The sequence below is a fragment of the Huintestinicola sp. genome, assembly GCF_050874005.1.
In the GTDB taxonomy this organism is placed as follows: domain Bacteria; phylum Bacillota; class Clostridia; order Oscillospirales; family Ruminococcaceae; genus Huintestinicola.
This window is the reverse complement of record NZ_JBNMJV010000010.1, coordinates 13,323-32,906: the sequence shown is the minus strand read 5'-3', so window position 1 is coordinate 32,906 and position 19,584 is coordinate 13,323. Positions and strand designations below refer to the sequence as shown.

General features: G+C 48.0%; 18 protein-coding genes and 1 tRNA gene. 7 read left to right on the top strand and 12 right to left on the bottom strand.

Features of this window, described 5'->3' with window-relative positions:
• Nucleotides 1-79: 79 nt before the first annotated feature.
• Complete coding sequence (gene spoVAC / locus ACR0QN_RS05215; protein WP_432650138.1) at nucleotides 80-520, top strand: stage V sporulation protein AC; 441 nt, start codon at nucleotides 80-82, stop codon at nucleotides 518-520.
• On the opposite strand, the gene ACR0QN_RS05210 is transcribed toward spoVAC, so the two are convergent.
• Nucleotides 513-1,262 carry a PP2C family protein-serine/threonine phosphatase gene (locus ACR0QN_RS05210; RefSeq protein ID WP_432650137.1) on the bottom strand — a complete coding sequence of 250 codons (750 nt, stop codon included), beginning with the start codon at nucleotides 1,260-1,262 and terminating at the stop codon, nucleotides 513-515. The two genes, spoVAC and ACR0QN_RS05210, sit on opposite strands and share 8 nt — an antisense overlap.
• Nucleotides 1,263-1,540: 278 nt before the next feature.
• Between ACR0QN_RS05210 and ACR0QN_RS05205 the strand changes: the two genes are divergently transcribed.
• Both ACR0QN_RS05205 and ACR0QN_RS05200 read left to right on the top strand, forming a co-directional pair.
• Nucleotides 1,541-2,536: a PocR ligand-binding domain-containing protein gene (locus ACR0QN_RS05205; protein ID WP_432650136.1), complete on the top strand. Its 996-nt coding sequence runs from the start codon at nucleotides 1,541-1,543 to the stop codon at nucleotides 2,534-2,536.
• 50 nt (nucleotides 2,537-2,586) lie between these two features.
• Nucleotides 2,587-2,778: a YjfB family protein gene (locus tag ACR0QN_RS05200; RefSeq protein ID WP_432650135.1), complete on the top strand. Its 192-nt coding sequence runs from the start codon at nucleotides 2,587-2,589 to the stop codon at nucleotides 2,776-2,778.
• Between the two features lie 251 nt (nucleotides 2,779-3,029).
• On the opposite strand, the gene ACR0QN_RS05195 is transcribed toward ACR0QN_RS05200, so the two are convergent.
• Both ACR0QN_RS05195 and rlmB read right to left on the bottom strand, forming a co-directional pair.
• Nucleotides 3,030-6,029 carry a hypothetical protein gene (locus tag ACR0QN_RS05195; protein WP_432650134.1) on the bottom strand — a complete coding sequence of 1,000 codons (3,000 nt, stop codon included), beginning with the start codon at nucleotides 6,027-6,029 and terminating at the stop codon, nucleotides 3,030-3,032.
• 130 nt (nucleotides 6,030-6,159) lie between these two features.
• On the bottom strand, nucleotides 6,160-7,041 hold the full coding sequence (gene rlmB, locus ACR0QN_RS05190; RefSeq protein ID WP_432650133.1) for a 23S rRNA (guanosine(2251)-2'-O)-methyltransferase RlmB: 882 nt from the start codon (nucleotides 7,039-7,041) through the stop codon (nucleotides 6,160-6,162).
• A gap of 170 nt (nucleotides 7,042-7,211) precedes the next feature.
• On the opposite strand from rlmB, the gene ACR0QN_RS05185 reads away from it, so the two are divergent.
• Nucleotides 7,212-7,730: a hypothetical protein gene (locus ACR0QN_RS05185; protein WP_432650132.1), complete on the top strand. Its 519-nt coding sequence runs from the start codon at nucleotides 7,212-7,214 to the stop codon at nucleotides 7,728-7,730.
• Between the two features lie 11 nt (nucleotides 7,731-7,741).
• Entirely contained in the window at nucleotides 7,742-7,990 is a 249-nt protein-coding gene (locus ACR0QN_RS05180) for a hypothetical protein (protein ID WP_432650131.1), read from the top strand.
• Between the two features lie 85 nt (nucleotides 7,991-8,075).
• On the opposite strand, the gene ppk1 is transcribed toward ACR0QN_RS05180, so the two are convergent.
• From ppk1 to ACR0QN_RS05165, 3 genes are all read right to left on the bottom strand, one after another.
• Nucleotides 8,076-10,205 (bottom strand): polyphosphate kinase 1, encoded by a 2,130-nt coding sequence (gene ppk1 / locus ACR0QN_RS05175; RefSeq protein ID WP_432650130.1) that lies wholly within the window; start codon nucleotides 10,203-10,205, stop codon nucleotides 8,076-8,078.
• Between the two features lie 54 nt (nucleotides 10,206-10,259).
• Nucleotides 10,260-10,643 carry a hypothetical protein gene (locus ACR0QN_RS05170; protein WP_432650129.1) on the bottom strand — a complete coding sequence of 128 codons (384 nt, stop codon included), beginning with the start codon at nucleotides 10,641-10,643 and terminating at the stop codon, nucleotides 10,260-10,262.
• A gap of 111 nt (nucleotides 10,644-10,754) precedes the next feature.
• Nucleotides 10,755-12,143: an alpha-glucosidase/alpha-galactosidase gene (locus ACR0QN_RS05165; protein ID WP_432650128.1), complete on the bottom strand. Its 1,389-nt coding sequence runs from the start codon at nucleotides 12,141-12,143 to the stop codon at nucleotides 10,755-10,757.
• 199 nt (nucleotides 12,144-12,342) lie between these two features.
• Between ACR0QN_RS05165 and hisC the strand changes: the two genes are divergently transcribed.
• On the top strand, nucleotides 12,343-13,431 hold the full coding sequence (hisC, locus tag ACR0QN_RS05160; protein ID WP_432650127.1) for a histidinol-phosphate transaminase: 1,089 nt from the start codon (nucleotides 12,343-12,345) through the stop codon (nucleotides 13,429-13,431).
• Nucleotides 13,432-13,762: 331 nt separating this feature from the next.
• Here the strand turns inward: hisC and ACR0QN_RS05155 are convergent.
• Nucleotides 13,763-13,846, bottom strand: a tRNA-Leu gene (locus ACR0QN_RS05155).
• Between the two features lie 275 nt (nucleotides 13,847-14,121).
• Between ACR0QN_RS05155 and ACR0QN_RS05150 the strand changes: the two genes are divergently transcribed.
• On the top strand, nucleotides 14,122-16,281 hold the full coding sequence (locus tag ACR0QN_RS05150; RefSeq protein WP_432650126.1) for a cell division protein FtsA: 2,160 nt from the start codon (nucleotides 14,122-14,124) through the stop codon (nucleotides 16,279-16,281).
• A gap of 90 nt (nucleotides 16,282-16,371) precedes the next feature.
• Here ACR0QN_RS05150 and ACR0QN_RS05145 read toward each other — a convergent pair whose 3' ends face one another.
• From ACR0QN_RS05145 to ACR0QN_RS05125, 5 genes are read right to left on the bottom strand one after another with little or no spacing between them, the layout of a single operon-like run.
• Entirely contained in the window at nucleotides 16,372-16,626 is a 255-nt protein-coding gene (locus ACR0QN_RS05145) for a hypothetical protein (protein WP_432650125.1), read from the bottom strand.
• Between the two features lie 4 nt (nucleotides 16,627-16,630).
• The gene (locus ACR0QN_RS05140) at nucleotides 16,631-17,158 is read right to left on the bottom strand and encodes a hypothetical protein (protein ID WP_432650124.1); all 528 of its coding nucleotides are present in this window, start codon (nucleotides 17,156-17,158) and stop codon (nucleotides 16,631-16,633) included.
• 50 nt (nucleotides 17,159-17,208) lie between these two features.
• The gene (locus tag ACR0QN_RS05135) at nucleotides 17,209-17,745 is read right to left on the bottom strand and encodes a 2-oxoacid:acceptor oxidoreductase family protein (RefSeq protein WP_432650123.1); all 537 of its coding nucleotides are present in this window, start codon (nucleotides 17,743-17,745) and stop codon (nucleotides 17,209-17,211) included.
• 18 nt (nucleotides 17,746-17,763) lie between these two features.
• Complete coding sequence (locus ACR0QN_RS05130) at nucleotides 17,764-18,510, bottom strand: thiamine pyrophosphate-dependent enzyme (protein WP_432650122.1); 747 nt, start codon at nucleotides 18,508-18,510, stop codon at nucleotides 17,764-17,766.
• A complete protein-coding gene (locus ACR0QN_RS05125; protein ID WP_432650121.1) occupies nucleotides 18,510-19,577 on the bottom strand; it encodes a 3-methyl-2-oxobutanoate dehydrogenase subunit VorB in 1,068 nt (355 codons plus the stop codon). Before ACR0QN_RS05125 ends, ACR0QN_RS05130 begins: the two co-directional genes overlap by 1 nt.
• Nucleotides 19,578-19,584 lie beyond the last annotated feature (7 nt).

Below are 19,584 nucleotides of genomic sequence, written 5' to 3'. Positions count from 1 at the left end.
GAAATAATATAAATAATTTAAAGCCGGAAATCGGCATAAATTTACATTAAAATATTTTACCGAAAAGAGGGATCATTTTATGAAAATATCTCAGAAGCAGTACGGCGAAATGGTGAAAAAGGCTTCGCCCAATTCAAAATGTATGCGTGATGTGCCCCTTGCATTTCTCGTAGGCGGACTTATCTGCGTCATAGGACAGGCTATCACCGACTTTTACTCCTATCTCGGCTTTGATGACAGGACTGCCGCTGCCTGGTGCACAATAACGCTGGTGTTCCTATCCGCTTTGTTTACGGGTCTGGGACTTTACGAAAAGCTGGCAAAATACGGGGGAGCGGGCACCCTTGTACCCGTTACGGGATTTGCAAACGCCGTTGCATCTCCTGCGGTGGAATTTAAGTCCGAGGGATATATTTTAGGCCTGGGAGCGAAAATTTTCATTATCGCAGGTCCCGTTATCCTTTACGGCACAGCCGCTTCGGTGGTCTACGGGCTTATCTACTACTTTTTCCTCAGATGACGGATACTCCCACAACGGTGATATTATCGGTGCTGCCGTTGTCTATGGCAGTGTCGATAAGCCGTCTGAGACGCTTGGGCAGGCGCATTGGCATTGCAAGTATCTCCTCAAATTCGCCTGTGGTGATGTAATCGGAAAGTCCGTCACTGCAGATGATGATGATGTCCCCCTTTTTTATGCCCCCCTCTATCTCGGTAACGCAGGGGTCGGGGTCGTCGGAGATATTGCCTAAAACGGGGAATATGACGTTTCGCTGGGCGTGGTTTTTTTTCTCCTCTCCCGTTATCTTGCCCTGCTCGTAGAGCATTTGGACAAGGGACTGGTCACGGGAGAGCTGCTTTATTATGCCCCCTCTGAAACGATACATACGTGAGTCGCCCACATTCACAACGAAAGCTCTTTCGCTGTCGTCGACTGCAAGGGCGCAGAGGGTGGTCTGCATATTGGCGGAGCTGCCGTGGGTAATGCCGTAGCGCTTTAGCTTGGAGTGGACGGCAAGGAGCTTTGCACGAAGATCGGTGCGCTTCCCGGGCTTTACGGAAGAAAGCAGCTCGAGAGCCATTCTTGAAGCTATCTCTCCCGAAGCTTCTCCGCCTACGCCGTCGGCAACGGCGGTTATAAACGGAGCGCTGACGTCGCTCTCCATCTGAGCCTTTGATAAAACTATTTTGTTTACAAGATAAGCGTCCTCATTGTGCGTGCGGACAGCTCCCTTGTCGGAAATACCGCAGCAATAATACAAATCGGACACCTCGGACAGCTATAAATATACATATAACATTATACATCAGTTTAAAACAAATTGCAATAGGTAATTCTTATAAATTTCGGAACGTATTTTCTGAGAGCGAAAACTCATTTTCCGTAATCATCATATTACAGCGGGATATTTTGTCAAAATTGCACGAAATATCAATTAAATTCCAATAAAACATTGACAAACGGAAGATAATATTGTAAAATTAGTATGTACCATTATAGTACCCTTATGCCGAACTATTCACACGGAGGTTTTACATAATGTCTTCCATTAAATTAACCGACCTGATAAGCGTTCAGGTACTTCAGGAGATCCAGGACGGCTTTGCCGAGGTAACGGGTATGGCGGCTCTTACCACCGACGCTGACGGCAATCCCGTGACAAAGGGCAGCAACTTCACCGACTTCTGTATGAAATACACACGCCGCTCAAGACTTGGCTGCGAGAGATGCGAAAAGTGTGACCGTGACGGCGGCGAGCAGACTCACCGCACGGGCAAGGCTGCTGCATACCCCTGTCACGCAGGTCTTATGGACTTTGCCGCTCCTATTATGGTAAACGGCGAGTTTATAGGCTCATTTATCGGCGGTCAGGTGCTCACCGAGAAGCCCGATGAGGCTAAATTCCGCAGGATAGCTAAGGAACTGAGCATTGATCCCGACGAATACATCGCCGCTCTCAGAAAGGTGAAGATCGTTCCCAAGGAGAGGGTGGAGGCTGCCGCAAAATTCCTTCACACCATTGCCAAGAACATTTCTTCAATGGCGTATTCAAGCTATCTGATGAAGGAGCATAATGACACTCTTTCCAGCAATATCAACGCTGCCGGCGATGTTATACGCAGGGTCAATGACATTGCCGAAAACTGTATAAATGCTGTTTCTGCTATGGACGAAAAGTTCAGACAGCTTTCCGAGATAGCCGACAAGTGCGTCTCCGAGGTAAAGACCGCAAACGACGCCGCAAAGGTCATTCAGGATATTGCTATGAATACACGTATCCTGGGCTTTAATGCTTCCATTGAGGCTTCGAGAGCTAAGGAAAGCGGAAAGGGCTTCGGCGTTATCGCTCAGGAGGTCAGAACTCTTGCCGATACCTCGAAAAGCTCCGCTGACACCATTGAGCAGAAGATCAAGAGCATCGGCGGCTATGCGTCTCAGATCGACAGCAGCGCAAAGGCTGCGTCCGAGCTTGTTTCCGAGACAGTTTCCGGAATTGAGGAGCTTAAAAGCGTTATCAGCGAGGTCCAGTCATAATGAGATTTACAGCTTCGCTGTAAACCTATATACCGAAAGGAAGTGTTTTTATGGATCCTACAGCAATTGCTTCTATGGCCACAGGTATGAAGCAGGCTCAGCTTGCAAATGCCGTAAGCACGGCTATGGTCAAGAAGACCCAGGATGTAATGGAGACCCAGGCTCAGGGGATCATTGAAATGGCTCAGAGTATGCCCAAGGTCCAGGGTCAGATAGGCTCTATCCTTGACGTGAGAGCTTAATTTCCCGTAGGTCGGCAAATACCTTTCCTCCGTACATTTTGGTGTGCGGAGGATTTTTTTGCGGGTGACGACCCGCAGCGAGTACGTTCTATAGTTTATTCGGGCGGCAGGGAGACGGCTCGGTAACGATACGAATATTTTTTGTACAGTTTTTAATTGGTTCTTAGTATTACCCGCTTTATCAATATCTGCTAATTATCAGCCCAAATAATAACGGAGCTGTCGGAAAAATTCCGGCAGCTCCGTTAATTTTATACCTTTCTGAATGCCTGGAACAGGAAATAAAGCATTACAAAAACAAAGTTGTAAAGCAATATGTTCGTCACCGTAAGCTCTGCCATTGAGCGCAGGAGCACAAGGGCAAGGGTGAGAAGTATTCCCAGAAGTATCTCCGCCGCCTGCATTGCAATGCCTGCGGAAATGGTTCCTCTCAGGCGGTTTGCACCTAAGATAAGCTGGGCAAAGGAAGCAAATCTGCCCGAGCAGGCAAGGGTGGCAGGACGTCTTGCGGCATATTCTGTGGTCTTTTCAAAATCGGGGTGAAGTCTGAAGGGGATAAGCTTGAAAAGCGCAGGTGTTACCTCGAACATCTCCGAAAGCCTGCTTACCGAAAGCATTGAGTCCACCGAGCGGAGCATTACTGCCACGCCGCCTTTCTCAAGCTCCTTGAGAGCCGATTTTATCTGATATGAGGGGGTAAGCTCGATGATGAACATTGCAGAAAGCTGTCCCGAAATGGAGAGATAGACCGCTATCTTGTCCCCGTCGGTATACTCGCTTTCCTTGGCGATGGAGGGCAGTCCCTCGATGCTGTGGTTCTGCATAAGCTCTCTGTTTCCGAGAAGTACTCGCTTGTTGTTTATCCAGCCGCAAAGTCCCATTGAGTCCTCGTAAATATAGCTTTCCACAGGTTCAAGCATTTCCGTTTTGCCCACGATTATATCGTAGAACATATTTCGGAGAATACTTCCCGACTGGCTTGTAAGGCTTGCCGCCTCAACGATAGCCTCGTCAATGCTCGAGTCGGGAAAAGACTTGATATTTCTGAGGATAATGCTTCCGGGAGGGAAAAGGGAAGCGGCGTCAATCATAACGCTGTTAACATCGCCAAACTCGTCAATGCTGTCAAATCCGATTATCGCACCCTGCTTTGCGCCGTACTTTGCCGAAGCCTTTTCCATAGGCAGATTTACCACCAGCATCATTGCAAAGCAGGAGCAGATGGAGGCACAGGCGGAAAATGTGGAAAGTCCCACGCAGAATGCGCCCATTGTGCCGTGCTCGGCTCTTGCAAGCAGTCCTGCGATAACTCCCAGAACAAGTCCTGCTATGGCTATAATGGGAGATACCATTTTGCAGAAGCGGTCGGTGCTGTCTCCTGCATAGGAGGTCTTCAGAAAATCGGTGATGACCTCGGTCTTCTGCATACCTGCCAGTACGGGGAAGTCTGACAGGGAGCCTCGGGTGAAGTTCTGAGCTGTTTCCTCGTCGTTCACCACAAAAAGTGCGTATCTGTCATTATCTCCCGATATAAACGAGAAACTTCGCTGGGTACGGCTGATTATAAGCAGCTTGCCTATGGTGTTGAATATGAGTGCGCCTATTGCAACGGGGGTGTAGATATAAACGAAACTGCCACGCACCATATTTGAGTCCGCAAGGGATATCATTGATGTAAGCAGGCTCGATATCAGCGCCATTGCCGACAGGGAGTCGCAGTCAGCCTTGCCCGACAAAAGCTTTGATATTCCGCCCGAAATGGTCTGGGAAGCCACGAAGCCTGCCACCACGCCGATAACGCTGTTTATGAACAGGAAAACATCGGGCTGGTTTCTCTTGTCGATAAGGGAGAAGGAGTCAAGAACGGGCAGCTTGAAATCATTTGCCACAGCCATATATGTGGTGACTGCAAAGCAGGCGAAAAGGATCACAAGTCTGAAAACAAGCTTGCTTTTCTGTCCTGCAATGTGGTTCTGGATGTCGGGGGCGTCCTCAAGACTCTCAAAGTCCTCAAGTTCCTCGGCTTCCTCGGACTGAGCCGCTTCGTCGGGAGTGTTTTCTTCCTCGTCCCCCACAAGGACGAAATCCTTTATCTTCTTGCTTCTGCGCTCCTTGAGAGCGTTCAGCTTTTCAAGCTCGGCATTTGTTTTGTCGGTGTTTATCTGAGAGGTGTCCTGTATCATCTTGTCGGAAAGATCAAGGTCGATATCGGATATCTTTTTCCTCTCGATAGCTCCTTCGGAGCGCTTTATCTTCCTGCTGTCCTCGAGAAGCTCGGAGCCTTCGCCGCTTGCCTCTTCCTTTGCCATAAGCTTGTTGAAAATATCCGTGAAGCCTTTAAGGGGAGATGTCTCGGAACGCTTTAAGGTCTGGGGCTGATCTATCTTTTCGTACTGACCGAGAATACTGTCAAGGTCATCGATGGCAGCATATTTGTCAAAGGGGTCATTTTTATGATCGTGGAGGGGGTATGATGCGTCCTCACGCTTAGGTGTTACCTTTTCGGGCTTTACCTTATGCTCGTGCTTCGGAGCAGAAGAGGGTACGTCATTGTATTTCTCGGCAAATTCCGCTTCCCTTTCAAGCTTTTCCGACAGGCTCGTGCCTGCGGGGGGCTTTATTTCAAAGGGGATCTCGTGTTCACCTTCGCCTATAAGCTCGTCACGTTCGGCGGCGGTGAAAAGGGGAGCATTGCCGTACTTTTTGTCAAAATCATCGTCCTCAAAGGAAGAATGTACTCCTTTCAGACCATCGGCAAGGTCAAGCCCGAATTTCTTTTTTGCAGGCTTTACCTTCACTTTTTTCTTTGAAGCCCTGTCCTTATCGGCCGGAGCCTCATCGGCGGAGAGCTTTCCCTCAGCTTTCAGCTCGGCTTCGGTCTTTAAGTCGTCGGGCATATATTTGCGGTCGTAATCACCGCTTATTATCTCATAGTCTATCTGCTTGCTTTTCTTTATCCGTTCTTCCTCGGTGAGCTGATCCTCGGGGATATCGTGAACAGATACGGGAGCGTTTTTCTTTCTTATTTCCTCGGGAGAGGGATAGTCCCCCGGCATTGAGATGTTTATTCCGCTCAGATCTATATCCGTGGTGGAGCTTCTGCTGTCAAAGATCTCTGCAAGCCCAGAATCCTCGTAGTTTTTTGTGGCGGGATAGCTGTTTAGTATGTCGTCTAAGGACTGACCCGACGAGCTTCCGTCACTGCCCGAGTATTCGTTCAGTATTTCGTCAAGGGAAAATTTATCAGACAAATTTATTACCCTGCCTTTCTCGGAGATTTGTTTATTGAGCATTTTACCGAATAAACAAAGCCCGGTCTGAAGATGTGGGCCTTCAGACTTTATTTATACGTGCTTGTGAGTTCGTTTTCGGCGTGACGGCTCACTTTCCTGCCGCCGTTCTCTGCTTTACCGCCTCGTACATAAAAATACCTGCGGCAACAGAGGCATTGAGAGATGTTATCTTTCCGAACATTGGGAGCTTGACAAGAAAATCGCACTTGTCCTTTACAAGTCTTCCTATGCCGAAGCCTTCGGAGCCGATGACAAATGCGGCGGGACCCGTAAAGTCAGCTTCGGTGTAATCGCTGCCCGATGCGTCGGTGCCGTATATCCATACGCCGTTTTTCTTGAGCTCGTCCATAGCCGCACCCAGATTTGCCACTCTCGCAACGGGGAGCCAGCTTGCGGCTCCTGCGGAGGTCTTGTAAACGGTGGCGTTAAGTGACGCACTCCTGCGCTTGGGGATTATCACCCCGTCTGCGCCTGCGGTCTCGGCGGTTCGGATTATTGCGCCAAGATTGTGAGGGTCCTCGATCTCGTCGCAGATTATGATAAAGGGAGCCTTGCCCTTTTTCTTTGAAATGTTCAGAATGTCCTCAACGGAAACATATTCCGCACAGGCTCCCGAGGCGATTATGCCCTGATGAGATGCTCCTGCGCACATCTGGGTGAGCTTCTGGTCGCTGACATTTTTTATAACAATGCCCTTTTCTCTGGCGATGCGGGTGATAGCGCCTATGCTGCCACCTGCCTCGCTGTTGACATAGATGGTGTCGATAGCCTTGCCCGATTTGAGAGCCTCCATAACGGGGTTCCTGCCCACGATAAGACCTGCCGTCTCTTCTCTGTCGGCAGCGTCGGGAATGTTCCTTTCGGGTTCGTCAAAGCTTCTTTCGGGCTTTGTGAAGCTTTTGGGCTTTGAGGAAAAGTCCTTTCTGCCGCCGCTTCTTCCTTTACTTTTATCATAACGCTGATATGCCATAAATTATCTCCGATCCGCCGCAAGTAACTCACGGCAAATAAGCATATTCTCCTATACTAATATATTATACATCATACGCTGTCGTTTTTCAATAGCGATAATAACAAAATTACCGACAGGCACAAGGGCGATTGTATGGCAATATAACGCAAAAGAATTGTTTCGGTATTGTGGCAGGCTTGACAAATAGCGGCGTGAGTGGTATGATAAAGGTGGGGAGTGACAAAATGCTGAAAGTAAACACCGGCGGGCGAAGAAATGAAGTGCCGCTGACAGAAGAGCAATTTGCTGAAGTAAAACAATATGCAGTTTCTTTGGGTATGCCCGAGGAGAGAATTTATTATGTTGATTATGACTGCACAGGCTATGGATGTTCTTTTGATCTGCTCAGGATAGGTACTGATGTTTTTCCGTCAAGTGAACGTCAGAAAAATGCAAACAGCAATATTTCAATGCACGGAGCAATAGCTCATGAGCTGATCGGACACAGAAATGCTGCATTAGCCGGGAAAACCAACCCTGACGAAGTGCTTGAAGAAGCACAAGCCAGCATTAGAGCAGCAAAATTCACTCCAGGTCTGAGTTATTCCGAACGAATGACCTTATACCGTGACGCAGTTTTCAGACTTAAAAATAATGACATTAAGCTTAAAAATGTAAAAAATGATCTATATATTTTCAAGGAGTGATGATTATGTGTATGATACTTAATGCAACAAAAATCGGAAACGATACTGTATTAGATTGTTCCGAGTATAACGGAAACTTCCTTGATTCAAAAATACTTAAAATAATTGATTCGGAGCACAGGCTTTTCAGTACTTCTGACTTTGTGGTTGAAAAGACCCGTAATTGTTTCGGAAACGGCGGAATGCCCTGGATAATGATACACGGTGACATTCCCGTTAATTTTAAAGCAAAAGGAAATACTATCGTTTTTGAAAGCTGAATAAAAAAGCACCTTGGGAACAGGGTGCTTTTTTATGTCATACTTTTAAAACGTGCATTATTTCAATTGGAACCGGAAATCAAAATTACCTTCCGACCTTCTTTCTCCGTCTCACCCTCACCTTAACAGGCTTTTTCAGAGCGGAAGCAGCCGCAGCCCCGGCAGCCTCATCAATGAAATACTGCTGGGCGGTAAGAGGTTCTTCTCCCTCCTTGGGAGATATCCGCTCATAGCTTCCGTCGGGAAGCTGTATCCTTGCCTTAACGTTGTCACGAAGCAGGATATCAAAAATGTGAAGCACCCTTTTCCTGAGCTCGGGAGACTTTACGGGAGCTGCGACCTCCACACGTCTCAGGGTGTTTCGGGTCATAAAGTCCGCAGAGGAGATGTAGATACGCTGCCTATCACCGTGGTCGCCTTTGGTGCCCTGACCAAATATGTATATTCTGGAATGTTCAAGATACCTGCCCACAATGCTTCTTACGGTGATATTTTCGGTCATACCTGGAACTCCCGCAACGAGACAGCATATTCCACGTATCACCATTTCTATCTTAACACCTGCACAGCTTGCTTCGATAAGCTTGTCAATAAGCAGCTTATCCGTAAGGGAGTTGAGCTTGAGTCCTATATATCCGCCCTCGCCGCTTCTTGCAGCAGCAATTTCCCCGTCAATAAAGTCGATTATCTTGTTCTGGAGCGAAAGAGGAGCGACTAAAAGATGTGAAGTGTTCTCCACAAGATTTCCGATTGACAGAGCGTTGAATACCGTTCCTGCTTCTTCGCCTATCTCGGGGTCGGCGGTCATAAGGGAAAGGTCGGTGTACAGCTCGGAGGTCTTTTCGTTGTAGTTGCCTGTTCCAATCTGAGTGATGTGCTGAAGCTCGGAGCCGTTTTTACGGGTGATGAGCATAAGCTTGGAGTGTACTTTAAGATTTTCGGGGCCGTACATTACCTTGCAGCCTGCTCTTTCGAGCCGTTTCGACCATTCGATGTTATTCTCCTCGTCAAATCTGGCTCTCAGCTCCACAAGCACGAAAACCTCCTTGCCGTTTTCGGCGGCATTTATGAGAGCCTCAACTATCTTTGAGTTTGATGCCACACGGTAGAGGGTTATCTTTATGGATATAACATCGGGGTCGTTTCCTGCCTCCACAAGGAGCTGAATGAAGGGACGTATGCTCTCATAGGGGTATGAAAGCAGGATATCCCTGCGGAGTATCTGGCTTATCATAGGCACATTCTGGGCTATCATTGCCGGACGCTGGGGGAAAACCGGCTCAAAGAACATCTCGGGGTGAGCCTTTTCTATCCTGTTGCGGAGAGAAAATACAAAGCTCATATCAAGGGGAGCGGTGCAGCAGCTTATCTGGTGGCTGTCAAGCTCCAGCTGACGGCAGAGAAATTCGGTGGCTTCTTTTCCTAAGTCTCCCGATACCTCGAGACGGACGGGAGCAAGCTTTTTCCGCTTTTTAAGAAGCTCTTCCATAACCTGTCTCAGGTCGACCTCATGGTCGTAAAGCCCCTCTTCCATATTGATGTCTGCATTTCGGGTTATGCGGATAAGAGCCTTGTCAAGGAGACGGTAATTCTCAAAAACGCTGCCGCAGTAGTGAAGAATAACATCTTCCGCAAGCAAAAATCTGAAACGGCTCTTGTCGGGCAGGGGAATGATACGTGAAAAGCTGCCGCCTGCGGGGATTATGCCCAGCTTTACGGAGTTTTTGGACTCAAGGTGAGTTACAGCGTAAATTTCCTTGTTTTTCAGAAATGGGAATGGGTGACGCTTATCCACCACCTGAGGGGAGATAAGGGGGCGTATCTCGGAATTGAAATAGGCTCTCAGATATCCTTCCTCCTCGGCGGTGAGAGAGGATATTTTCACGTGCTCAATGCCTATTTCCTCAAGTTCCTTTATGGTGGCAAAATATGCCTCGTCCTTTACGGGAACAAGCTCTTTCACACGGCTGTAAATGGCTTTCAGCTGTTCCTTTGGGGTCATACCCGTTTTGTTGTCCTCCTTGTTGTCGTCAACGAGGACTCTGTCGCAGAGAGAGCCTACTCTTATCATAAAAAATTCGTCTAAATTAGACTGGAATATCTGTGAAAACAGAAGCCTTTCGCAGAGGGGTACGGATCTGTCCCTTGCCTCCTCAAGCACTCTGACGTTGAATTTAAGCCAGCTCAGCTCTCTGTTATCGTAGCAGCTTGTCATTTTATTTTACCTCACTTTTTTCGTAATGGATCTATTCGGTGCAAATATGTCGGCTCATTTAGCTTCATCTGACATATATATTCTTTTTTCTTCTCTTTCTGCCGACTTGCAGAAAATATCTTTATCGGGCGGGTTATCCATAATTTTAAAAACAGGTCTTCCCCGAACACATATTCCCAAATAAAAATATTTATTGCATTTCGGACATTTCAAATATGTAAGATATGTATAATAACGTTCCCAACCAACCTCTTCCATTAAATTTTCAAAATTACAGTCGGACATATACAGAACACGTCTTCCGCTTTGGTATGCATTTTTAAGCAGCGGATACGTCTCTTTTAATGCATATAATCCATCAAGCGCACTCTTTTTTGAAACCAAAGCTGCAGAATTCATAATATCCTGAATATCAGAACAATTATTGCAAAGCTCCATATGTTCCTCCTGTTTGTTTCATCATAGAGTATTTGAGAGACTATTATACCCATCGGCACGGAGACTAAACTGCAAATCCCGGCAAATTCGCAGGTCGACACCCGCTGACGCTTACTCACAATAATAAAGCAGATGTGTCCTTACCGCCGAAAGCAATTCCCTGTAAAGCTCGGTGGCTTCGGTAAGTCCGCAGGTCATAAGCGGGTCATTGAGGAACGCATTGAAGGCAATGTCAAGGTCACGTTCCTCGAACGCCTTTACTACAGCCTCTCTGTTGTAAACGTGGCGGACGGACAGCCCCGCAATGCTGTCGGGGAGCCTGCCTGCACATACGGCTCTTACGCTGCCGCAGCTTATGAGTGCGTTTGTCTCTACAATAGCTCCCTCGGGGAGATTTTCCACCTGTCCCTTGTTGGGAAGGGACACCGCCGAAATAAGATTTCCGCCGCCGCACAGCGCACGTATCATTTCGGGGACTTCGGTGGAGTCAACGGACTTGGGCAAAACCTCTCCATTCATATATTTCTTGACCTTTGAGGTCTTGTCACCTAACATTCTCTTTTTGTAATTTACGGTCATAGGGGAGAATTTCCACGCCGCCATTTCCTTGCTGTCCTTTGTGTACCAAGGGGGACAGAACTCGGCGGCGGAGCGGTCGTTTACCGCAGGTATAAGTCCGAAACGGAGAAACAGGTCGAATTTTACCCGATGAGCGTCGGCGTCGGGATTGGTCCTATACTCATTTATGCGAAACTCATAGCCCGAGTCGCCGTATTTTTCCGCATATTCCCTGAACATCGGCATAAGGCTCTCACCATTGTAGGACAGCTCGTCAAACCAGGAAAATCCGCTTATTCCGAGAAGATTTGTCTTTATGTCACGCCTGCGCACTCCGCTTATCTCTTTGCTCTCGCAGACCATTGTGGCGATAAGCTCCCTGGCGGCAAAGGTGTCCGAAGAAGCTCCCACAAGCTTCATTTCGGTAAATTCGTTGTGGAGAACGGTCATACACTCCGCCATAGGTGTGCAGAGGTTTATGACCCAGGCGTTGGGGCAGAGATGTTCTATCATATGGGAATACTCGGCGCAGAGGGGCATTATTTTAAGCGCTCTTATGACTGAGGAAAGCCCCGAATTTTCTCCGCCTGTCTGAAAAATTCCGTAGGTCTCGGGAAGATGGAGCTGGCTCACCTGCTCATCCAGTCCTCCCGGCTCAAAGGCGAGAATTACGAAATCGGCGTCTCTAAGAGCCTCCTCCGCCTCGTCGCAGGCGAGATATACAATGTCTCCTTTTGTATTTCCTCTGTCGTGGATATTGTTTCCTATCACCTCGTTGGCGAGGGAGCAGGTTTTGTCTATATCATAAAGCTTCACCATTGCACACAGATCTATGTCCGCAAGCTCGGGGATAAGCTTCCAGCCATAGTTGCAGGAGCCTCCTCCGATATATGCGATATTAAGCCTGTCACCGTTCATTATCCGCAGTTCCTTTCTATACATTTATCCAACTTATATTATCCTACAAATATGCGGATTTGTCAAGGGGGTTGAGTGCCTGCGGTGCAGATTTTCGGGAAGGGTTTTTAATATGGGATTGATTTTTATGGTTTTGTTGATCTAAAAAAATAATTTCTCTCTTGCCCACTTCTCAGAAATGTGATATAATGATTATAGCTTTTTCTGAAAGGAAGTTAACATTATGGGTAACTGGAAAGATAATCTTATTGACATAGCCCCCTATGTGGCAGGGGAGCAGCCTAAAAAGGCGGATTTTATAAAGCTCAATGCCAACGAAAATCCTTATCCCCCCTCTCCAAAGGTCATTGAGGCGATAAACAGCTTCAAGGCAGCGGGGCTTAACAAATATCCCGATGCAGACGCAACTCCCCTTGTAAGTGCGGTTGCGGAGAGGGCGGGGCTTTCCGAGGAGAATGTTTTCATCGGAAACGGTTCGGACGATGTGCTTGCGCTTTGCTTCAGAGCATTTTTCAATTCGGGAAAGCCTGTGCTTTACCCCGATATTACATACTCGTTTTACCCCGTATGGTGCAGTATGCTGAAAATCCCCTATGAGCTTATTCCCGTTGACGAGGATTTCAACATCAGAGCCGAGGACTACAAGCGTGAAAACGGCGGCGTTATCATCTGCAACCCCAACGCCCCCACAAGCATTGGCAGAGATCTTGATTTTATGCGGGAGATACTTGACGCAAATCCCGACAGCGTTGTTATTTCCGACGAAGCATATGTGGATTTCGGCGGCGTTTCGGCTCTGCCCCTTTTAAAGGAATATCCCAATCTTGCGGTGGTGCAGACCTTCTCCAAATCACGCTCTATGGCGGGTATGAGAATTGGCTGCTGCTTTGGCGGAAAGGACATTATCGGCGCTCTCAGGGCGGCTAAGGACTCCTACAATTCCTATCCCGTTGACAGCGTTGCCATTGCCGCAGGCTGTGCTTCTATCGCAGACGAGGAGTATTTCAGAGTTACTGTGGACAGGATCATAAGAACAAGAGACAGGCTTACCGATGAGCTTCGAAAAATGGGCTTTGACGTTAAGGACAGCAGCACCAATTTCCTTTTTGCCTCTCACCCCAAATACAGAGCGGCGGATATCAGCGCTTTCCTTAAAACTAAAGACATTTACGTGCGCTTTTTCAACAAGCCCAGGATAGATAACCATCTGAGGATCACTATCGGCACAGATGAGGAGATAGATGCGCTTATCGGGGCTTTGAAAGAGTACATAAAAAATCCCGGAATGGGTATTGACATTCGGGAAGATTGAGTATATAATATAAGTATAGAGATTATTGTCAGAGGCATACACAAATGCCCCCCTCAGAAGTGGCTTTCCGAGGGGGGCTTGCCTTTTATTTTGAAAGGCGGCAAACCTTTAGGCCGGTGACTGTCATTTACTTGTCACTGTCCAACCATTTGCATATGTAGTAAGCTACTACACTTGCCAATACAGACAAGATAAACGAGATTATTGTCATTGGATCATACACCCCCTTTCGGGGCTGACAGCCAATTTAATGATATCATATACGGCATATTTTGTCAAATTAAATCAAAAAATCCGCAGACCGTTTTATCACAGTCTGCGGACTAAACTTTGGTGCGAGAGATGGGACTTGAACCCACACGTCAAAGACACACGCACCTCAAACGTGCCTGTCTGCCTATTCCAGCACTCTCGCATATTATCTGTCGGTCTCATCAACCGACTATGCTATTATATCACATATAAATCTTCTTGTCAAGAGTTTTTTTGAAATTTCTCAAAAAAATTTTCCCGAAGCTTTAAACGGCAAAAATAAAGCGAAAATTTACGCCTTAACCCCAAGAAAAATATTGCAAATTTCAAGGAAATATATTATAATAAAAGAGAATACTGTTTTCTGCGGCAGAAAAGTGCAAAAAACGCCGCCGACCGAAAATATTTTACAATTTTTTACATAAAGGAATGATAAAAATGCCTAAAAGCAAAGCTCAGGGCGCTTCGGTGATACGCAAGGCGCAGAAATCCCCCCAGGGCGAGAACGATATCTTCGCCCTTGATATAGGCACCCGAAACGTGGTGGGCGTTATCGGGCATATGGAGGACGGCGTTTTTACGGTAAGCGAGGCTGTTTCCGTTCCTCACAAGCGCCGTGCTATGCTGGACGGTCAGATCGAGGATATCGTGGAGACCTCGAGGATCGTAAGTCAGGTGAAAGCCGCCCTTGAGGAAAAGGCAGAGATGACCCTTTCAAAGGTGGCTATCGCTGCTGCAGGACGTGCCCTTAAAACCAAGCGTGCTCTGGTTGAGACCGAGCTTGACGGCAGGGAAAGCATTACCGAGAATATGCTCAAATCTCTGGAACTTGAAGCGGTGGCAAAGGCTCAGTCCGAGCTTGACAGCGACAGCACCGCTGAGGGAACTACCTTTTACTGCGTGGGTCACACCGTTATCAAATATGCTCTGGACGATTACCCCATAAAGAGCCTTTTAGGTCACAAGGGCAAGAAGGTTGAGGTGGAGCTTATCGCCGCATTCCTGCCGAGCCTTGTGGTGGAGAGCCTTTACACCGTTATGGATATGAACGGGCTGGACGTGTGCAGTCTGACCCTTGAGCCTATCGCCGCTATGAATGTGATAATCCCCCCCGAGGTAAGGCTCATAAACATCGCCCTTGTTGATATTGGCGCAGGTACTACGGATATAGCCGTTTCCCGCAGCGGCAGCATTGTGGCATATGCAATGGCTACCATTGCAGGCGACGAGATAACCGAGGATATCATTCAGAAATACCTTGTTGATTTTGAGACAGCCGAAAATATGAAGCTCACACCTCCCGGCGAGGACGTAAGCTTTACGGATATTTTAGGCTTTGAGCATACCATAAAGTCGGACGAATTTTTCTCGGGGCTTTTCCCTGCGGTCGACCAGCTTGCGGACACCATTGCGGATAATATACTCGAAGCCAACGGCTCCGCTCCTGCGGCGGTGTTCCTTGTAGGCGGCGGAAGCCTTATCCCCGAGCTGACTTCTCTTGTTGCCGAAAAGCTTCAGATACCCGAAAACCGTGTGGCTATAGGCGGTCAGAATTACCGGAAGAATATAAATCTCGGAAAGGTAAAGCTCACGGGTCCCGAGTTTGTGACTCCTATCGGAATTGGAATTACCGCCACACTCCAGAAGGGCTATGAGTTCTCTCAGGTGACCCTCAACGGCGGAAAATTCCGCATTTTCGACACCAAGACCGTCACCGCCGCAGACCTGCTTATGAATGCAGGCTTCCAGACACCTCAGATAATCGGAAAATCGGGCAGGGGACTTGTTTTCACCTTAAACGGCGAAAAGCAGAGCCTCAGAGGCGAGACCTCCACACCTGCACAGATAATGGTAAATGGTCTCCCCGCAACCCTTGAATACACCGTAAAGCCCGGGGACGATATTGAGTTCACCCCTGCCACCGTTGGCGCAAATGCCGCAGTTACCGTCAGCGACATTGCAGGCGAGGTATTTACAAAGAAGGTCATCATTGACGGCGAGGAATACACCTTCGGCAGGACTGTCCGTGCCAATGGAGCTGTTGTTACGGGCAATTACAGCGTTCAGAATTACGATAATATTGAGATAGAGTCCATAGAGACCCTGGGCGACCTTATAATGTCATTGCCCTATGACTGCTCGGGAATTGCCTTTTTCAAGAACGACAGGCTTGTAAAGGAGGATTACGTTCTCGAGGAGAATGACGCCTTTGTTACAAAGGACAAGCAGGCGTCAAGGGAAGATCTCCCCAATGCCGCACGTGATATCGCCCTCAAGGATGAAAAGGCAAGCCGCACCGTCCAGACCCTTTCGGGAATACCCATAACTGCTCCCGAGCCTGCCCCTGCCGATACTTCCGCTCGACCCGATGATCCCTCGGGCAGCATAACCGTTACCCTTAACGGCAGACCCACCCGTCTTGAACCCCGTACCGACAATTCACCCCACGAGTTTATTGAGCTTATGGCTCTTGCGGATATCGACATCAGCGACCCGCCTCCAAGCGGAAATATGATACTTACCTTAAACGGTCAGAACGCAAGCTTTATGGACGTTCTCCACGAGGGAGACAGTATTGTTATTAAATGGGAAACATAAGGATATGAAAAAATGCCCCTCACCGTATGTTGGTGGGGGCGCTTCATTTCTCATAAAAAACCGCCTTGACGGGCAGGGCGGTTTAAATGTTTACGATAAGTATTTTAAAGTATATTCGGTCTGCTCAAAGACAAGTCCATCGGGTGTTTTTGAAATTAACAGAACTAAGGGCATAGGAGTATCGTCAAGCAGCCCCATTTTTCCTTTTTCGGGGTCGTGATACTGCAAAGCAAGGAAATCGCTTCCCCAGCATTGTGATAATTTCTGTGCTTTGTCAAAATTCAGATCGTTGTTTCGGCAATAAGTACGTATCTCATCTGACCAATCTTCAAATAACTTACACATAGAATCACTCCTTTCCGAATGTGGCAAATTGTCCTTTTGAATTATAGATAACACTTGTATTCTGTGAAAAGCAATTGAGTATTGCTTTATCACCGTCAGAGGGAAGCATACAACTGATATTTGCGCCCGGGTGAGTATGTCCGCTCCATTTATAGCCGGCTTTGGAAAATTCATTTGCTTGTACAGTATCAATGTTAACTTTTATACTGTTGCCACGTATTACAAGACGGTCATTTCCATTTGTAAACATAGCAAACTCATCTCCTGTTATGGCTGTTAATGCTGATAGATCAGCCATATTTACGGAGCGTTTTGAAACTATTATCCGACTGTCATAACTCGGTAATCTGTCAAGTAAGCTTTTCTGCCTCTTGTTGAGCTCGACATCAAACATCAGTATAGCATTAGGATTTCCTTTTCCGGTATGTTTTTGTTCAATAGGCGATTCAATACTTGAGATCGTCACTTTATCACTCCCTGCCTTTATTATACCACATTCGCCCGAATTGTCAAGTCCCTTCGCACCAAACAAAAACGCCCCTCACCACAGCGGTGAAGGGCGTTTCAATTTAATGATACATTTTATTCCGTATAATCATACCCAAGCTTGATAGCTCTCAGATTATTCTCAATAAGCTGAGCCTTTTTCGCAGGAACTATCTTTCTGATAGCCGCCTCGATATCGTCCATAGATATAACGCCCGTTTCCTTGATGAGCTTACCTATGAGGATAATGTTAGCGCCGCCTTTAAGCTCGTTTTCGTCCGCAAGCCTTGTGGCGGGAACTCTGAACTCGTGGATATCGCTTCTCATATTGGCAGAATCCACAAGAGTGCTGTCAACAAAAGCATATCCTCCTGCCTTAACTGCACCGATAAACTTGGTGTAAGAAGGCTCGTTCATAGCGATAAGCAGGTCAGGGTCGTTAACAACGGGGGAGCCGATAGGCTCATCGGAAAGGCATACCGAGCAGTTGCAGGTGCCGCCTCTCATTTCGGGACCGTAGCAGGGAAGCCAGGAAACCTCTCTGTCAGCCAGCATACCGCAGTATGCAAGCACCTTTCCCGCAAAAAGAATACCCTGTCCGCCGAAGCCCGCAAGCTGAATTTCACTGGTCATCACGTATTCTCCTTTCCCTTACTTGTTTTCGGCGGTGATGTCTTTGTAAACGCCGAGAGGATAGTACGGGATCATTTCCGTCCTAACTCTTTCCATAGACTCCTCGGGAGTCATACCCCAGTTTGTGGGGCAGGTGGACAGCACCTCGATAATTGAGAAGCCCTGCTTGTTCTTCTGGACTTCAAAGCCCTTGCGAATAGCCTTTTTCGCCGCATTGATATGCGCAGGGGAGTCAACGGAAACTCTTTCCGCATAGGCTGTACCCGTAAGCTGAGAGAGCATCTCGCATACCATTACGGGATATCCTGCAACCTTGGGGTCACGTCCGAAGGGAGTGGTCTGAGTAACCTGACCGGGGAGAGTGGTGGGAGCCATCTGACCGCCTGTCATACCGTAAATGGTGTTGTTGATAAAGATTATGGTGATGTTCTCGCCTCTTGTAGCAGCGTGAACGGTCTCGCAGGTTCCGATAGCGGCAAGGTCGCCGTCGCCCTGATATGTAAATACGAACTTGTCGGGTCTTGAACGTTTAACGCCCGTTGCGACCGCAGGAGCACGTCCGTGAGCCGCCTCTATCATATCGCAGGCAAAGTAATCGTAGGAAACTACCGAGCAGCCTACGGGACAAATTCCGATAGTGTCGCCCTCAATGCCCATTTCGTCGATTACCTCGCATACCAGACGGTGAACGATACCGTGAGTACAGCCGGGGCAGAAGTGCATACTGATATCCTCGAGAGCGTGAGGCTTCTGATAAATAGCCATTACTTCAGTTCCTCCTTAGCGATCAGCTTTATCTGATCAAGTATCTCGGCAGGAGTGTGGATAACTCCGCCTGTTCTTCCGAAGAAGCGGACGGGGCGTTTGCAGCTTGTGGCAAGCCTTACATCGTCCACCATCTGACCCATTGAAAGCTCAACAACAAGGTAAGCCTTTGCAGTCTCCACGGTGTCTGCATACGCCTTTTCGGGGAAGGGCCACAGGGTGATAGGTCTTATCATACCTGCCTTGATGCCCTCTGCTCTTGCGGCATTTACAGCGGAACGGACAATTCTTGCGGAAGCGCCGTAGCCTGTAACGATAATTTCGGCGTCCTCGGTAAGATATGTCTCAACCTCGGGAAGCTCTGCCTTTTCGATCTCATACTTCTTGAAACGCTCTCTGTTGGACTCTTCAAGCTCTTCGGGTTTCAGATAAAGGGAGTTTATGATGTTGTGGCGTCTCTTGTTGCCGTGACCTGTGCAAGCCCATTCCTTTTCGGGCTCATTGTCGGTTATCTCGGGGAATACAACAGGCTCCATCATCTGACCCAGAAGTCCGTCGGAAAGTATCATAACGGGTGTGCGGAACTTATCCGCCATATCAAATGCCTTAACAGCATAGTCAGCCATTTCCTGAACGGAGCAGGGAGCATAAACGGGTATGTAGAAATCACCGTGGCCGCCTGCCTTGGTGGCAAGGTAGTAATCCGACTGAGCAGGCTGTATACCGCCGAGACCGGGGCCGCCTCTCTGAACGTTTACCACAACGCAGGGCAGGTCGCAGCCTGCCGCATAGGAGATGCCCTCGGATTTAAGGGAAATTCCGGGGGAAGAGGAGGAGGTCATTGCACGCACGCCTGTTGCGGCAGCGCCGTAGACCATATTGATAGCGGCGATCTCGCTCTCCGCCTGTAAAAACACGCCGCCGCACTTGGGCATACGCTTTGACATATAAGCGGCGATCTCCGTCTGGGGAGTGATGGGGTAACCGAAGTAGCACTTGCAGCCTGCCCGTACAGCCGCTTCGGCAAGGGCTTCGTTGCCCTTCATAAGCATTCTTTCGTTAGCCATTGGTTCT

Coding starts and splice junctions, on each gene's coding strand:
- spoVAC (WP_432650138.1), top strand. CDS start 80: ATGAAAATATCTCAGAAGCAGTACGGCGAAATGGTGAAAAAGGCTTCG.
- ACR0QN_RS05205 (WP_432650136.1), top strand. CDS start 1,541: ATGTCTTCCATTAAATTAACCGACCTGATAAGCGTTCAGGTACTTCAG.
- ACR0QN_RS05200 (WP_432650135.1), top strand. CDS start 2,587: ATGGATCCTACAGCAATTGCTTCTATGGCCACAGGTATGAAGCAGGCT.
- rlmB (WP_432650133.1), bottom strand. CDS start 7,041: ATGGCATATCAGCGTTATGATAAAAGTAAAGGAAGAAGCGGCGGCAGA.
- ACR0QN_RS05180 (WP_432650131.1), top strand. CDS start 7,742: ATGATACTTAATGCAACAAAAATCGGAAACGATACTGTATTAGATTGT.
- ppk1 (WP_432650130.1), bottom strand. CDS start 10,205: ATGACAAGCTGCTACGATAACAGAGAGCTGAGCTGGCTTAAATTCAAC.
- ACR0QN_RS05170 (WP_432650129.1), bottom strand. CDS start 10,643: ATGGAGCTTTGCAATAATTGTTCTGATATTCAGGATATTATGAATTCT.
- ACR0QN_RS05165 (WP_432650128.1), bottom strand. CDS start 12,143: ATGTATAGAAAGGAACTGCGGATAATGAACGGTGACAGGCTTAATATC.
- hisC (WP_432650127.1), top strand. CDS start 12,343: ATGGGTAACTGGAAAGATAATCTTATTGACATAGCCCCCTATGTGGCA.
- ACR0QN_RS05150 (WP_432650126.1), top strand. CDS start 14,122: ATGCCTAAAAGCAAAGCTCAGGGCGCTTCGGTGATACGCAAGGCGCAG.
- ACR0QN_RS05145 (WP_432650125.1), bottom strand. CDS start 16,626: ATGTGTAAGTTATTTGAAGATTGGTCAGATGAGATACGTACTTATTGC.
- ACR0QN_RS05135 (WP_432650123.1), bottom strand. CDS start 17,745: ATGACCAGTGAAATTCAGCTTGCGGGCTTCGGCGGACAGGGTATTCTT.
- ACR0QN_RS05130 (WP_432650122.1), bottom strand. CDS start 18,510: ATGGCTATTTATCAGAAGCCTCACGCTCTCGAGGATATCAGTATGCAC.
- ACR0QN_RS05125 (WP_432650121.1), bottom strand. CDS start 19,577: ATGGCTAACGAAAGAATGCTTATGAAGGGCAACGAAGCCCTTGCCGAA.